The following is a 15,772-nucleotide window of genomic DNA, read 5'->3' as shown; positions in this document are numbered from 1 at the left end:
ATGCGTATTGCAATGCTGGCGCCGATCGCATGGCGCACCCCGCCGCGCCACTATGGCCCGTGGGAACTGGTCACCAGCCTGCTGACCGAGGCGCTGGTCGCGCGCGGCGTGGACGTGACGCTGTTCGCGACGTGCGACAGCGTGACCGCCGCCACGCTCGACGGGGTCGTACCCGCACCGTATAATGACGATCCGTCGATCGACGCGAAGGTTTGGGAGTTCCGCCACCTCGCCCATCTGTTCGATCAGGCGGACCGGTTCGACCTGATCCACAACCAGGCGGACTTCCCCGCCCATGCCTTCGCGGGGCTGGTCCGCACGCCGATCGTGACGACGATCCACGGGTTTTCGTCGGACCGGATCCTGCCGATGTATGCGCCGTACCAGGACCGGGTGCACTATGTCGCAATCAGCGATGCCGATCGTCATCCGGCATTACGCTACGCCGCGCGCATCTACCACGGCATCCCGATCGGCGATTTCCCGTTCGATCCGGTCGGCAGCGACGATCTGTTGTTCTTCGGACGCATCCACCCCGACAAGGGCGCGGCCGAGGCGATCGCCGCCGCCCGCGCGAGCGGTCGCGCGCTGCATCTCTACGGCATCGTCCAGGATGCCGGCTATCACGAACGCGAGGTTGCGCCGGCGCACGACGGCGCCAGCATTTGCTATAACGGCGCCGTCGGCGGTGAAACGCGTGTACGCGCGCTCGGCCATGCCCGCGCGTTGCTGCACCTCATCAATTTCGACGAGCCCTTCGGCCTGTCGGTGATCGAAGCCATGGCCTGCGGCACGCCGGTGATCGCCACCCGGCGCGGGTCGATGCCCGAGCTGATCGAACACGGCGTAACCGGCTTCCTCGTCGATGATGTGGCGGGTGCCGTCGCCGCCATCGACCGGATCGGCGAGATCGACCGCGCCGCCGTCCGCCGCGCCGTTATCGCACGCTTTTCGGTCGAGCGGATGGCGGACGATTATCTCGCGCTGTACCGGCAGATCCTCGGTACATAGGCGCCGATTTTCCGGTCGGTATGTGGGCTGAGCAGTCACCCGTCCTCGCGTGATCCGACCGTCCGGTTCCATGATTAAAGTTATTCGCGGCTCCCACCGCCAGCCGCGCAACCGACCCGCAAGCACGTCGTTGTTACCGGTAACTTGAGGGATGCTGCCATGACCGATACGACGAGACGCCAGGTGATGAGCGGGGCCGCAGCGCTCGGTGCCGCAGCGACCATTGCCGCACCAGCCGCTGCACAGGATGCGGCGAAACCGCGTGGCGGCAAGCAGGACCCGCGCAGCAAATATCCCAAGCCCCCCTTCAAGTCGCAGTCGCAGCCCTGGCCGGGACTCGCCAGCCGGATGGACCCGCGACCGGACCATGGTGAGACGAGCTATGTCGGCAGCGGCCGGTTGCGCGGTCGTAAGGCGCTCATCACCGGCGGTGATTCCGGCATGGGCCGCGCCGCCGCGATCGCCTATGCGCGGGAAGGCGCCGACGTCGCGATCAACTACCTGCCCGAGGAAGAGCCCGATGCGCGCGAGGTGGTCGATCTGATCCGCCGCGCCGGCCAGAAAGCTGCGCCGCTGCCCGGCGATATCCGCTCGGAGGCGTTCTGCAAGCAACTGGTCGACCGCGCGGCAAGCGCGCTGGGCGGCCTCGACATCGTGGTCTGCAACGCCGCGCGGCAGCAGTCCATCCCCTCGATCCTCGACCTCACCAGCGAGGAATTCGACCGGACGATGAAGACCAACATCTACGCGCCGTTCTGGATCATCAAGGCGGCGTTGCCGCATCTCGAACCCGGATCGGTCATCATCGGCACCACGTCGGAACAGGCCTATGATCCCTCGCCCGATCTTTACGCCTATGCGCAGACCAAGGCTGCGACGATGAACTATATCAAGTCGCTCGCCAAGCAGCTCGGACCCAAGGGCATTCGCGTGAATGGCGTCGCACCCGGGCCGATCTGGACGCCGCTGCAAATCTCGGGCGGCGCACAACCGGGCAAGGTCGTGACGTTCGGCGCGACCGCACCGCTCGGCCGTCCCGGCCAGCCGGCGGAGCTTGCCGGCATCTACGTCCGACTGGCTGAGGATGACGGCAGCTACACCACCGGCAACATCTACGGTGCTGGCGGCGGTCAGGGTCAGCCATGAGGAGCATCGTCATGCGAACCCCCGCCACGCTTGGCGCAGCGGCGCTGGTCATGTTCGCCGCTCCGGCCGGCGCGCAGGCACCGGGCTCGGCACAGACGCGCAACTACGTCGCCGCCGCCGGTCAGTCGGACGCTTTTGAAATGCTGGAGGCGGACACGGCGCTTGCCCAGAGCAAGGACCCCAAGGTTCGCGCGTTCGCGCAGCAGATGCTGAAAGATCATGCTCAGCTCAGCCAGACACTCGGTCAGGCGGCCGCGAGCGCGGGTGTGGCGCCCCCGCCGATGATCGTAGGCGCCGATCAGGCGCCTCTGCTTGCGGCGCTGCAAAGCCTGAACGGTGCCGATTTCGACCATGCCTATTGGCAGCATCAGGCGCTCGCGCATCGCTCCGCGCTGACGGTGACGCAAGATTACGCGACGACCGGAGACAGCGCGCCTGTGCGTCAGGCCGCCGCGTCCGCAGTGCCGATCATCACCGCGCATCTCGACATGGCCAAGCAGATGGAAGCGCAGTCCGAGGGACAATAAAATGTACTGGCGAGCGTCCTTGATGTGGCGCTTGGCAGGCCGGAATGCCCGGAGGCAATCGACGGCAATGCGTTGGTGCCGGTAATCTTCCTCCTCGCCACAGTAGCGGGCAAGGCGGTGCTTGCGCAGGCGTAGAGTACAGCCATCTGTCTCGCGGAACTGGGCGTACTGCTGGATGCGAGCGGCATCAGGTCGACATGCGGCTGGACTGACCGGCATGCGTTGAAAGCCGCTGGAGACCCGACATGAGAGAGACGACCGTATTGCAGCTTGGCATCCGACGATCAGCGGAGATGGCCGCAGTGTTCATGATCGGCGACGGGCTGTTGGGTTTGCTGCAACCGGAACGTCATGTGGACCTCTGGCGCTCCGACGTCAGCGCCGTGGACGTTCTGGTGCGTCCCTTTGCTGGCCACCCAACCCGCCGTCGCGCCTACGGGCTGCTCCAGATCGGCGCAGGTATCCTCCTTGCATCCGCCCTGACGCGGCGGGGAACCGATGCCGACGGCTAACTTGGGCTGACCTCCATCGTTGCCAATGCGGACCGCCGTTCGTAGCTGCACTTATGTACGCACGCGTCGCCCGGCCGGCCGCGCCTGCGCGGTTCGCCTGCCGATCAGCAAGACGACCCGGCACCCATCATCGCATTCGCATGAAGAACGACAGCGCGCTGCGGGCGCTGTCGGCGAAGCTGTCGTAGATCATGCGGGAGACCTCGGCGATGCCGGGCTGGCGATCGCGCCCACCACGCGCGAACACCGCGACCGCCACGCGGTGCCCGTCCGGCATGGTGATGAACCCCACGTCGTTCGTGACCCCGTCGAGCGTCCCGGTCTTGTCCTCGACCAGGGTACCGGCGGGAAGCAGGGCGCGAATGCGGCGCGTACCCGTCGCGCACCGGCTCATCAGGTCGAGCAGGAAGCTGCGGCTCTGTGCACTGAGGACGGTGCCGCTGCTGAGCTTGTTCAACAGCGCGACCATGGCGACCGGCGTGGCGACATCCCTGCTGTCGGCAAGATGGCCGTGTTCGCGCAGCAACTGCGCGATCGTCCGGTCCACCCGGATGCCGGTCAGCCCGTGCGAGGACAACCACTGCTGGACGACGACCGGCCCGCCCACCGTGGCGAGGACCTGGTCGGCCGCATAATTGTTACTGTGCACGATCATCTGATCGAGCACTTGCGCGGCGGGACGGCCCGAGATGTTTTCGGCGAGGCTGCGTCGACCCTGATCGACCTCGGTAAGATAAGCGGCCGCGATGGCGAGCTTGACCGTACTCGCCATCGGGAATGGGACCTCGCCGTTGACCGCGACGATCGAGCCGTCGCGAAGATCGAGCGCGGCGATGCCATATTCGCCGGAGCGCCCAGCCACCAGCATGCTCAGCTCGCGCTCGAGCCCGGTCAGATGCGGAGAACTTGCCGCCGCCGGCATCGGAACGAGGAGGCTTGCCGCCATACCGGAAAGAAGCAGGCGGGAAAGCAGCGGTACGCGCATCAATCGTCCTCGAGTATTGCCCTTCAGCGACGTACTTATGATAGCTCGAAAACGTGAACACGTCATTTGCATGCCACCGAAGTGCGACCAACCGTTGGTCGCAGGCGAGTGCGACAGACAGGGCTATGCGCCCCGTTTGACCGAACACCGCGTGGCCATCGCACGACGATCAGAAACAGGCGCCGTCTGACGCCGATGCCGAGCATCCGCAGTGACCGTCAGGCGCAGAGCAACGCTGGCATGCACTCGCTGCTCATCCGGCATCGAGGATTGCCGATGGTGAAGCACCCGGGCGATCAGAAGTCGATCGGGATGCTGGCTCGTGATTGTCGCAACGGACTTCCGCGACACCGCGCGAAAGTCCGTTCAGGGCATTTAGATGGCGATCTCGCCCTCGTCGCCGCCGTCCCAATAGCGGATTGCCTTCGCTTCGACACGGATCATCACCACACCCGGTGTATCGATGCCTTGCGGGAAATACCGATCGAGGTCCTTGGTCCAGTGATCGGCGAAAGCCGCCTTGTCGTCGACCAGCGCTGCGGTCCCCGAGACAGTCACGAACAACGGAGGGCCGCCGAGCATGCCAGCCGCGCCGGTATAGCTTAGCGTCACCTGCGGGTCGGCACGCAGATCCGCTACTTTGCGCGACGAATCGTAGGCGAAGAAGTAGCTGTCGCCGCGATATTCGACATCACCGTTGTTGCTCATCGGACGAGCCGTCATGGTCCCATCCGACGAGCGGGTCGCCATCATCGTGAAATCAAGCTTCGCCATCTTCTTGGACAGATCGTGCAGGCTGAGGTCCGACATCGGCGGCTCCTTTGGTTTGACAGGTCGGCGTGTACCGGGAAGGGATAACGTCCGGACCTGCGGATCGGGCGCATGATGCTTTGCAGGGCGCCGGCCTCCGAGCGCCCGCAACCTCAGCCCTCGGCCGGTGCGCCCACGAACACCGCCACCAGACAGATCAGGCCGATGACGACGAACCCGGCCCGATGCGCAAGCGAGCCGGCTCCACGCTTGACCGACACGAGAACGGCGAGCAGGCATTGCATCGCGTAGAACAAGGCAAACGCCCGCGACGACAGGGCAACGACCTGGAACGGATCGGTCAGCCACACCACGAGCACGGCAAGCGCGCCGGCAAGCGTGAACGCCAGCGGGACGCTGATCTTGCGGTGCGATACTTCGTTGACCAGACCACCCGACCCGATCGAGTCCGCGACCGCCGCGCTGAGCTGGCTCGACACCGCGCCGATCAGCACGAACACGCCGAGTGCGGGTGCGATCAACGCCATGATATCGAGAATGCCGGCAACCCCCTCGGTCGCCGCAGCGCGCGACAGGAAGGGCGTGAGCAGCGCGATGAACGCGAGGTAGATCGCCGATGCGATCCACTGCGCGTGCCGCATCGTCTTGATCCGCAGCTCGGGCGGATAGGCATGGCCGAGATAGCGTGACGTTTCGAAACCCTGCACCGTGATGATAAGACCGAGCAGCATCGGAATACTTGCCCAGGACAGCCGCGCCGGTGGCAGTTCGCCCGCCATGCCGCCCGTCGCCCAGGCGATCCCCAGCGCCACCAGCAGCCCGGCGATGATCCCGATCTTGATCGATACCGTACCGTGCGCGAGATGCTCGACACGACGCAGGCTGCCGCCGAGCGCAAGCAACGTCATCAGGGCGATCAGGACGGTGACGATGACGTTGGCGGCGAGCGGCTCCCACGCCGGATCAATCGCGATCGGCTTCAGCGAAAACTCGGCGAGGAGTTTGAGGTAATAGGCGACCGAGACGGCATAGGCGAGCGCCAGCACGCCCTGCGTGATCCGTGCCGTCCAGGCGATCGGATCATTGAACGGGGCCTGCGCGAGATGGTTCTCGACATGCACGATGTTGAACCGGATCACCCAGCCTGCCGCATAGGCGATGGCGAGCAGCGCCGCCATCGCCAGCAACGCGGCGCTGCCGAACTCCCGAGCGAGCAGCGGCCCGCAGATCAGGAACCCGGAACCGATGATCGATGCAAGCGGCGTGACGGTGGCGCGCCACCCGTCGCTGCGTGCGAACCGCCCAAAGGTCAGCGCAAGCGTCACGACGAGCGCGACGATCAGGGCAATGGCGACGATCATGCGGTTTCTCCGATACAAGCGGGCCCGTCGCGCAGCCGCCTTTCCTTATCCGTGGTGGCGAACCGGTCGCACAGTTTGTCGACACACCGAAGTACCATGACGCGCGGGACATCGCCCACTGCGATGTACGTCGCGGCTAGCGTCGGGTTCGGCGGTGCAGCGCCAGGACGCGCGGAGGTCGATAGCCCCCGGACGTTCAAGGGTTCACCGCCGCGCCCGGAACGAGCGCGAAACGCTGCCCCGCTGATGGCGTTGCGATCGGGACGATACCCTGCGCCTTGAGTAAGGTCGCGATCGCAAGTGCCCGGCGCTGTGAAAGGTTGGGCCGTGCCGGCGGTTCGCCGGACGGCAGCCCGGGAACCCCAAGCGCCGGCATGTTCCAACGCTTTGCCGCCCAGATCGAGGTGGCGACCGCGTCACGCGCGGCTGGATCGAGCGTGTCGACATTGTCGGCGAATGCGATTTGCGGAAGCCCGGACTGCGGCGGCACGACCGATACGCTCCAGCCCGCATCTTCTGCCGCTATGCGCGTTTCGAGAACCCGGTAGGTGTCGAGCGCGGCCCCGGGCAGCGCCGCGGCCGCCGCGGTGACGCGGTGATGATCGCGATCAATCGTCACATCGTCAGCGGAGACGCCGGTGACGAGTTCTACCATGCGTGCGAGCGAGGCGCTGCGCTCCGTCTCCTGCTTGGCGAAGTCTCCGGCTTGACGCAGTTCCTCACGCTGCGCCTCCAGTGCACCAGCACCGGGCTCCAGCATGATCTGATCGAGGTTCAGCCTCACCGGGCGGCCAAGACGGCTGGACAACGCGCTTTGCAGTGCCGCAACCTTCTGCATGGCTGCTCGGGGTGCGATGACGACCGCGCGGATCAGCAGCGGGTCGGCGGAAAAATCCAGATCGAGCTGCGTCACCCGCGCTGTTGCGCCGAACTTGTCGTTCAGCAGCGTGCGGGTCTGCGACGTCGCCAGCGCTTCGCGTCCGATCCGGTTCAGCGAAATGCCAAGCGGCACCGCCATGATCGCGAACACCATGAAGAGGAGGACCGTCTGCGTAAGGCTCTGGCGGCGCGACAGATAGTGACCGAAGCCGTAGAACCGCGCCATCGCCGTGGCGGATAGTGCGATCGTGATGAAGTTGGTGACGAACAGCGCCAGCGCCCCTGCCCCGACGGGGAGATTATGCGTGGCGAGACCGTAACCGACCACCGCGAGCGGGGGCATCAGCGCCGTGGCGATAGCGACGCCGACGATGGTCTCGCCGCGCCCGCGTATGATCGCAAAGGTACCGGCGAGCGCCGCGAACAGCGCCACGGCAAGATCGAACAGATTGGGCCTGGTACGCGCGACGATTTCCGCGGTCGGGGCCTGAAGCGGTGAGATCAGCACGATCAGGGCGGTAAAGATCACCGCGGCGACCGATCCGATCGCAAGCGCCTTCAACGATCGCCGAAGCTCCCGAAAATCGAACAGGGCAAGGCTGAAGCCGAAGCCGAGGATCGGATTCATCAACGGCGAAATCAGCATCGCACCGATAACCACGGCCGGCGAGGACAGAAGCAGGCCAAGCACGGCGATGCCCGCCGACATCATGGTCATGAACGCGAACCGGGGAGACCAGCCGCTGTCTTCGACGATGCGGGCCACGACCGCTTCGTGATCGATGTCCGCGACGATGGCGCGACGCCACCAGCGATAGAGCGCCAGTTGCGCCAGTCGAGGACTGAGGTCGCCGTCGATGGCAGGTGCGTCAGACATCGTGTTCACCAGCGCCTCGCAACCGTCATCAGCCGTCATCGCCGGAGCGCACCGAAGCACGCGCGCGCGGCGGATGGGAGCCGGCCGGCCATCCCTCGCGCTGCCGGGTGCGGTCGCCGTCGGTCTCTTCGGTCTGGTCGTGGAACAGGATCTGCTGCGTCGGGAACGGCAGGTCGATGCCGTTCTCCGCTGCGGCGTGCCAGATCGCCAGGATCACGCGGGCGCGCAGGTGGACGATATTGGTGCGCTTGGACTGCGACCACCACCGCGCCCGCAGCGTCACCCAGTTCGCATCCAGGCCCCAGGGCAGCACCTCCGGTGCGGGATCGACCTCCACGCCGTCGACCTTGGCGATCGCTTCGGTGAATATGGTGATCGCGCGATCGGGCTTGTCGCCATAGCCGATGCCGATATCGAACTGGTCGCGGCGCACCGGAAACGCGGTGTTGACGGTCACCGGCGAGGTATAGACGTCGGAATTGGGGATGATGACGCGCCGTCCGTCATAGGTCTTGATGAGGGTCGCGCGACTTTGGATGTGCTCCACCGTGCCCTCGAAATCCTTGACGACGATCTGGTCGCCGCGCCGATAGGGCCGATTGACGAGCAGCAGGATGCCCGCGAGCAGGTTCTGCAGGATATCCTTGAAGGCAAAGCCAATCGCGACCGAGCCGATGCCGAGGCTGGAGATAATCGTCGCCGGCTTCACGCTCGGGAAGATGATAACCGCTGCGATCATCACCGATGCGGCGACCACCAGGCCAAACGTCAAGGATGCAAGCACACCGCCGAGATCGATCAGGTTCTTGTGGTGGAAGGCCCTGCGCACACCGGCCGCCACCAGCTTTCCGATAAACCACGCAAGCACTACAAAAAGCAGGCCGCCGACGATGTTGGGCAATTGCAGGAAGAAGTCGTTGGATACGACGTGCAGCTTAGCCGTGATCAGGTCGAGCGGGTTTTTGACCGGTGGTGGCGTGACAGGTTGCATGATCCGCGAACGGGTTGCCCGGTCGGTTTGTTCCGGTGCTGTCATGAACCATCCGTGTAATCGCGACACGCGGATGACCTACGGTTCATGACGCGACGGCTCGGATGGAGCTTCAGCGGACATCAGCCAACCGGTGCGGGCGACGCCAGGTTGCAGGCCTGTACGTTCACCCTCTCGAATCGTGCCAATCGCGCATCAGGGAACAGCTTAAAAGATCTTCAATATGCGGCTGTTATAGGATGGCGATGCGGTGGCTGCGATATGGTCTTGGATGGATGTTGATCGCCGCCGCAAGCGTGCTTGGCGCCGCCGCGATCAATCCCGATCGTCCGCATCCTCCCGCTCCGGCCGCGTCTGTTTTCACGGTTGCGGCACATGATCCCTGGCGATCCGTCGCCGACCTGTTCTTCAAGGTCGCAGCGCGGGACGCTGCCATCCCCGATGCCGGATTGCCGCGCGCGGTGGCGCAGGACGGGCAAGGCTTCATCTGGCTGGCGACCGACGGTGGGCTTGCGCGTTGGGACGGGGTCGGGTTCAAGTCCTATACCACCGAACCCGGCCCGGCGACCGGCGCACTGCCCGAGCTGATGGTCAGCACGCTGTTCGCGGATCGCGGTGGGCGACTGTGGCTCGGCATGAATGCCGAAGGCCTGTTATGGCACGACCCCGCTACCGAGACGTTTCGCCGGCCTGCCAATCGCACCGCGCTTGATCACGCCCACGTGCAGGCGATCGATGACGACGACGCGGGCAATCTGTGGGTGGGAAGCGACCGTGGCCTCGCGGTCGTTGGTGGTCCCGACTATCACGTCACGATGGTTGCGCCAGGCAGCGCGAGCGGTCTGCCTGCTGGTACGGTCCGCGCGGTGATGGCCGACCGCCACGGTGCGCTCTGGGTGGCGAGCGGGGTACGTCTGTTCCGGCGCGAGCGGGGCAGCCGCCGCTTTACGGAAATCGCGCTCGGCCTGACGACGGGCACGATCGAATCCCTGGTCGAGGATCGGCAGGGTCGGCTGTGGGTCGCGACCGATACGTCGGGTCTGGTGGTGGTTGATCCGGCAGGCGGCTCCCGTCGCTTCGGGATCGAGCAGAATGGTCGCGCGCCGGTGGTGACGTCGATGATCGACGCCGGGGACGATCAGCTATGGGTCGGATCGCGGGACGGGATTGTGGAAGTTGACGCGTCGACCCGAGACGTGCGGCATCTGACCCATGATCCGGCCATCCCCGGCAGCTTGCCCGAAAACGGGCTCAACCAGCTGTTCCGCGACCGTTCCGGGATGATCTGGGTAGTGGGGGACGCGACGTTATCCTACGTCGATCCGGTTCCGCACCGGGTGCTCGGCCTCGTCAGCATTCTGCGTCCGCGCGCCGACGTTGCGCCCGAGGCGGCATGGTCGGTCGGTGCGGCACCGGACGGCAGCATCTGGTACGGATCGGCGGATGCCCCGGCCCGACGCCTGACGCCGAACCGAAACGCGCACGGCGCGCCAGTGCGGCAATCGACGGTGCCCGGCGCGCGGCGTGGCGTCACCGCCTTCGCCTTCACGCCGGGCGGCGGCGCATTCACCGCGGGTGAGGACGGGCTGTTCTTCACGCCCGCGAACAGTCGCCCTCCGATCACGCTGTCGTCGGCGCGCTGGTCGCGCCTGCTGCTCGACGGTACGACGCTTTATGTCGGCGGTGATGGCGTCGGCGCAGTCGACGTGCGCCATCCGACGACGCTCACACATGTGGCATGGTCAAAGATGTTGAGCGACCCTCGCGTCCGATCGATGGCGACAACGCCGGACGGCGCCTTGTGGGTCGGAACGGCGCGCGGGCTCAACCGCGTCGATCTGGCGAGCGGCAAGGTCACTGCGTTCCAACCGCATTCCGCCGCCGCGCCGGAGTTGCAGGCCAATTACATTAGCACGTTGCTCGTCGATCATCACGGACGGTTGTGGGCGGGGACGCTGGGTGGCGGGATAACGATCTTCCAGCGCGACGGCACGACGTGGCGCTCGGTTCGCCACCTCGGCCGATCTGACGGATTGCCGCACGATACCATCGACAAGCTGCTCCGCGTGCCAGGCGCTGCGATCTGGGCAAGCACCGACGGCGGCATCGTCAGGATCGATCCCGATACGTGGGCGGTTACCCCGCTCCGGGCGGCCGACGGCGTTCCCTTCGTTGCCAACTGGACCGGAGCCGGAGACGTTCTGCCCGACGGCCGGCTGGTGTTCGCCAGCTTCGGCGGGCTGGCCCTGGTCGACCCGGCGGTCCCGGCGCGCCCCACCGTCGCCGCGCCGCTGCGGTTCACCGCCATCGACGCGGGCGGTCATGCCGTTCCACCGCCACAGCCCGGCGCTGTGCTGACCATCGCCTCGGCCGAACGCAGCGTCACCGCCGAATTCGCGCTGCTCGATTACGCGGGCCGGGATCAGACCTTCGCCTACCGGCTGTCGCCGCTGGAACAGGGCTGGACGCGGGTCGACGCGCAGCACCGCGTGGCGCGCTACACCAATCTGCCGCCGGGCACGTCGACGCTGGTGGTGTGGGCACTTGCCCCGTCTGCCGGCGGCAGGCTGCGGCCGGTTGGCACGCCGCTGGTGCTCAAGCTGGATGTGCAGCGCAAGTGGTTCGAGACGACCGTGTTCCGCGTCTTCACCGTCCTCGCCCTGATTGCTGCCGTCGTCGCCCTGTTCCAGTTGCGCATGCGCGCTGCCCGCAGCCGCCAGCGGAGACTGGAACACCTCGTCGCGCAGCGCACCGCCGAACTGCTCGTCAGCCAGACGGAGCTGGAAAAGCTCGCCTATACCGATACGCTCACCGGTCTCGGCAACCGGCGGCGCTATGGCGAGGTGGTCGGCCGACAACTCGCGCAGGCACGCCGGCAGCCGTTCGCCCTGCTGCTGATCGATCTCGATCGCTTCAAGCAGGTCAACGACGAACTCGGCCACGACACGGGTGACGCCTTGCTGGTCGCGGTCGCCGATCGGTTGAGCGATGCCATGCGACAGCGCGACACCATCTTCAGGCTGGGCGGTGACGAATTCGCGATCGTCGTTGCGGATGTCGCCGATGCGCACGCCGTCGGGGAGGTGTGCCGCCGCCTCTACGCCACCTTCGCGAAGCCGGTCTCGGCGGGCGCGCACAGATTGCGCGTGGCGCTCAGCATCGGCGCGGTCATCGTCGACCGTGACGAGCAGGCGATGGAGGTGGTGTATCGCCGCGCGGATCAGGCGTTGTACGAAGCCAAGAACGCCGGACGCGGCACGTGGCGCATCGCGTCGCCGGCCGTACCCTGATCCGCCCGACGGGCGCCGATCCCGGTTGACTTCCCGCACCGCCGCGCCGATCCCGCCATCACGGTCTGAGGGAGCGCCACATGCTGCATTTCGATCTCGTGCAGTCGATCTGCCTCGCCGGTAATTTCGCCGTCGCCAACGACGATCGCGCCGGCGCAAGCATCCGGCTGGCGTGGGTGATCGACGGGGCGACCGATCTCGCGCCGCCCGGACTGCTGGGCGAACAGGGTGGCGCCGCGTGGATCGCCGCCATGGCAGACCGCGCCTTCGCCTCCGCGCCGGCGGCCGCGCTGCCCGACATCGTGGCGGGCGTATTCTCCTCACTGCTGGATGCCTTCCACCGCGCTCGCCTTCGCGAGCCGCTGGAGCGGTGGGAACTACCCAGCGCCGCCTTCCTGTGCGTCGCGCTCGAGGAAACACGACTGAACGTCGCCTGGCTTGCCGACTGCGCCTGCCTGCACCTGCGCGGCGATTTGGTACGGCGCCTCGGTCCGCAGCCGAGCCTGGCCGAAACGCAGGAGGCGGAGGCGATCCGCGCCGCCGGGTTCGCGCTGCTGCCGGCCCGCAGCGCGCCGACGCTCGACCACTTGCGCCGCCACCGTGCCCGCGCCGAACGGCGCATCCTCGGCGTGGAGCCGAACCATGCCGAGGCGGTCCACTATGATGCGGTCGTGGTCGCGCCCGGCGACGAACTGGTGCTGATGACCGACGGCCTCGCCGCGATGATCGACGATTACGGCCTGCCGGCGGATGACTTCGCGCGGGGGTTGCGCCGGGACGGTCTGCACGGTCTCGTCACCCGGCTGCGCGCGATTGAGGGGGACGATCCAGATGCTACCCGGTTCGCCCGCTTCAAACCGTCCGACGACGCGACCGGCCTGTGGCTGCGCATCGCCGGAGCATCCTAGCGCGCCGCCGCGATCACCGCATCGCCGACCGCCGGGCGCAGCGTGAAGATGCCGCTGTCGCGGTGGCGGGTCGGGTGGACGCGATTGGTAAGCAACGTCCAGGCAAGCCCCCGCTCCGGATCGATCCACAGGCCGGTGCCGGTGAAGCCGGTATGCCCGATGGTGGCGGGCGAGCAGCGCTGACCACCCGACCAGTCGGCATGGCGAACCTCCCAGCCGCAGGTGCGCGGGCCGTTCACCGGCGTCAGGATCGCGCCCAGCGCCGCCGGTGACAGGCCGCTGCCGTCCAGCACCCCTCGCGCGAAATCAAGCACCCCCGCCACCGTACCGAACAGCCCGGCATGTCCGGTCGCCCCGCCCATCGCCGCGCAATTCTCGTCGTGCACCTCGCCCTTCAGCACCCGCCCGCGCCAGGCGCACCGCTCGGTCGCGACCGCGGGCCCTGGCGGCGGCCCGAAGGAGAGATCCGGTCCCAGCGGCCAGTCTGCCAGCGAAGCACCGGTGATCCGTTCGATCGCGATGCCGAGCAGGATGAAGTTGATGTCCGAATAGACCGCAGGCCCATCCCGCCATTCTCGCTGCAGCACGAACGCCCGCAACCGTGCGGGATCGTCGCCATAGGTGTAGATCGGCTCCACCGCAGGTAGAAACGTCCGGTGGACCAGACAGTCGCGGAACGTCAGCCGCCGCTCGGCCGCATTCGCGACGTCATACTGGCGCAGGTCGGGGATCGCATCGGTCAGCGGCCGGTCGAGGTCGATGCGGCCCTGATCGGCGAGCGTGAGGATCATGCTGGTGGTCGCGATTACCTTGGAGACTGAAGCGAGATCGAACCAGTGCGCCGCCGTTAGCGGCTCCGCTTCCGGCTCTTTCTGCGCCAGCCCCGCCGTGCGCGTGGCGATGTGGCCGTCGCGGGTGACCACGCCCAGCGTCACGCCGGGGATCTGCCCGGCGGCGACAGCGGCGGCGGCAGGCGCGAAGGCGGCATCGATGTCCATCATGGTGTCTCCTCGTCGCGCGGGCGGACGCCGGCGATCACCGGCAGGAACAGCACCGCCGCCAGGCTGAGCGAGCCGGACAGCCAGAAGAAGCCGTCATAGCCAATGCTCTTGACGATATCGCCGCCAGCGCCTTGCAGCAGCCGTGGCAGCAGGAACGCGAAGCCCGACAGGAACGCATATTGTGCGCCCGCGTAACGCGGGTTCACCAACAGCGACAGGTAGACAACGAAGATCGCGCCTTCCATGCCGTGCGCGAATTGGTCGACGGCGGTGGCTGTATAGATCGCGACCGGGTTGGGCGGCACATGCCACAGCCACACGAAGATCCAGTTGCCGAGCGCCGATCCGATCGCCCCCAGCGCGAGCGCGCGACTCATCCGTAGCCGCACCGCCAGCGCCGCGCCGACCACCACGCCCGCCATGCTCGACGGTGTCGTCACGAAGCCGTCGGCGATCCCCATGGTGGTAAGATCATAGTGCGCGGCGATTTCGAGCGGCTTGACGCCCCACAAGGTCAGCACGTCCCCCATCCGGTAGAAGGTGACGAAGCCGAGCAGCGGCAGCACCCGGTAGCCGAACCGCCAGAAGATGTTGACGTACGGCCCCAGCCACGTGGAACGCCGCGCCCAGGCAGTCGCCGGCAACCGCACGATCTTCGGCAGCGCGATCGCCATCAGCACGAACGGCACCAGGCACAGCACGAGCACCGCAACGGTGGCGTTACTCTTCGCGGTGACGCCGGCGGCGGTAGCGAGATGCAGCGCGACCCAGCCGAGCGCACCGAACACGATCAGCGCACCGATCAGCAACACGACCACCGCCACCAGCCCCTCTGCCAGCGCGCCCGCGCGCTGGCGGGCGTCACGCGCGGCCGGCGTGAGGCCGAGCAGCAAGGGCAGCGGCAACGCCGCGAGCAGCGCGACGGCGAGGTAGCTCCACACCCAGCCGGCGCGATCCGCCACCGTCAGCGCGACCAGCGACGAGGCGGCCATGGCGGTGCGGTACCCCCACAGGTTCGCAGCGGCGAGCGGCCCCTGCTCCGCCGCGGTCGGCGCGAGTTCGATGCGCCAGCCGTCGGCGGCCACCTCCAGCGTCGTCGTCCAGAAGGCGAGCAGCACCGCGAGCAGCGCGACCAGCGGCAGGTTGGTATCGGCGGAGGTATAGGCCATCGCCACCATTGCCGCGACGATCCCGATCTGCGCGGTGATGATCCAGCCCATGCGCTTGCCGTAGAGCCGCGACAGGCCCGGCACGGGAAAGGCATCGAGCAGCGGTGCCCAGGCGAACTTGAAGGTGGGCAGCAGCGCCACCCACCCGAAGAAGCCGATCAGGACGATATCCAGCCCATGTTTCGCCAGCCGCGCCGACAGCACGGTCGAGAACATGTAGAACGGCAGCCCCGCCGAAAACCCGAGCAGGACGAAGATCGCCATCAGCCGCCGCGCCGGGCGATCCGGACGCGGCGGGACGGTGCCGTGGGCGGGCGCGGCGACCGTCACAGCCATCGGCCCGC

The 15,772-nt window shown here is 67.0% G+C and carries 13 protein-coding genes; 6 read left to right on the top strand and 7 right to left on the bottom strand.

Going from position 1 to position 15,772, the window contains the following annotated elements; genetic code table 11:
* The 4 genes from OXR00_RS15460 (at position 1) to OXR00_RS15445 (ending at position 3,196) form a co-directional block, all read left to right on the top strand.
* Positions 1 to 1,011, top strand: coding sequence for a glycosyltransferase family 4 protein (locus OXR00_RS15460; RefSeq protein ID WP_267389171.1), 1,011 nt, complete (start codon positions 1 to 3; stop codon positions 1,009 to 1,011).
* A gap of 159 nt (positions 1,012 to 1,170) precedes the next feature.
* The gene (locus OXR00_RS15455) at positions 1,171 to 2,157 is read left to right on the top strand and encodes an SDR family oxidoreductase (protein ID WP_242153922.1); all 987 of its coding nucleotides are present in this window, start codon (positions 1,171 to 1,173) and stop codon (positions 2,155 to 2,157) included.
* Between the two features lie 11 nt (positions 2,158 to 2,168).
* Positions 2,169 to 2,684, top strand: coding sequence for a DUF4142 domain-containing protein (locus OXR00_RS15450; protein WP_267389170.1), 516 nt, complete (start codon positions 2,169 to 2,171; stop codon positions 2,682 to 2,684).
* Between the two features lie 245 nt (positions 2,685 to 2,929).
* Positions 2,930 to 3,196, top strand: coding sequence for a hypothetical protein (locus OXR00_RS15445; RefSeq protein ID WP_267389169.1), 267 nt, complete (start codon positions 2,930 to 2,932; stop codon positions 3,194 to 3,196).
* Between the two features lie 127 nt (positions 3,197 to 3,323).
* Here OXR00_RS15445 and OXR00_RS15440 read toward each other — a convergent pair whose 3' ends face one another.
* The 5 genes from OXR00_RS15440 to OXR00_RS15420 form a co-directional block, all read right to left on the bottom strand.
* Entirely contained in the window at positions 3,324 to 4,181 is an 858-nt protein-coding gene (locus OXR00_RS15440; RefSeq protein WP_267389168.1) for a serine hydrolase, read from the bottom strand.
* 375 nt (positions 4,182 to 4,556) lie between these two features.
* Positions 4,557 to 4,991 carry a pyridoxamine 5'-phosphate oxidase family protein gene (locus OXR00_RS15435; RefSeq protein ID WP_267389167.1) on the bottom strand — a complete coding sequence of 145 codons (435 nt, stop codon included), beginning with the start codon at positions 4,989 to 4,991 and terminating at the stop codon, positions 4,557 to 4,559.
* A gap of 113 nt (positions 4,992 to 5,104) precedes the next feature.
* On the bottom strand, positions 5,105 to 6,313 hold the full coding sequence (locus tag OXR00_RS15430; RefSeq protein WP_267389166.1) for a hypothetical protein: 1,209 nt from the start codon (positions 6,311 to 6,313) through the stop codon (positions 5,105 to 5,107).
* Between the two features lie 196 nt (positions 6,314 to 6,509).
* Positions 6,510 to 8,069, bottom strand: coding sequence for a DUF389 domain-containing protein (locus tag OXR00_RS15425; RefSeq protein ID WP_267389278.1), 1,560 nt, complete (start codon positions 8,067 to 8,069; stop codon positions 6,510 to 6,512).
* 28 nt (positions 8,070 to 8,097) lie between these two features.
* Entirely contained in the window at positions 8,098 to 9,105 is a 1,008-nt protein-coding gene (locus OXR00_RS15420; RefSeq protein ID WP_267389165.1) for a mechanosensitive ion channel family protein, read from the bottom strand.
* A gap of 200 nt (positions 9,106 to 9,305) precedes the next feature.
* On the opposite strand from OXR00_RS15420, the gene OXR00_RS15415 reads away from it, so the two are divergent.
* Positions 9,306 to 12,350: a diguanylate cyclase gene (locus OXR00_RS15415; protein WP_267389164.1), complete on the top strand. Its 3,045-nt coding sequence runs from the start codon at positions 9,306 to 9,308 to the stop codon at positions 12,348 to 12,350.
* An 80-nt stretch (positions 12,351 to 12,430) separates the two neighbouring features.
* Positions 12,431 to 13,258: a protein phosphatase 2C domain-containing protein gene (locus OXR00_RS15410; RefSeq protein WP_267389163.1), complete on the top strand. Its 828-nt coding sequence runs from the start codon at positions 12,431 to 12,433 to the stop codon at positions 13,256 to 13,258.
* Here the strand turns inward: OXR00_RS15410 and OXR00_RS15405 are convergent.
* Both OXR00_RS15405 and OXR00_RS15400 read right to left on the bottom strand, forming a co-directional pair.
* Positions 13,255 to 14,259, bottom strand: a complete 1,005-nt coding sequence (locus OXR00_RS15405; protein ID WP_267389162.1) for a serine hydrolase domain-containing protein — start codon at positions 14,257 to 14,259, stop codon at positions 13,255 to 13,257. The two genes, OXR00_RS15410 and OXR00_RS15405, sit on opposite strands and share 4 nt — an antisense overlap.
* Positions 14,256 to 15,764, bottom strand: coding sequence for a permease (locus tag OXR00_RS15400; RefSeq protein ID WP_267389161.1), 1,509 nt, complete (start codon positions 15,762 to 15,764; stop codon positions 14,256 to 14,258). Before OXR00_RS15400 ends, OXR00_RS15405 begins: the two co-directional genes overlap by 4 nt.
* Positions 15,765 to 15,772: the final 8 nt, after the last annotated feature.

The organism is Sphingomonas sp. GC_Shp_3 (assembly GCF_026540945.1).
GTDB lineage: Bacteria > Pseudomonadota > Alphaproteobacteria > Sphingomonadales > Sphingomonadaceae > Sphingomonas.
Note: the sequence above shows the minus strand (reverse complement) of the source record. Positions and strands in the feature narration are given on the sequence as shown.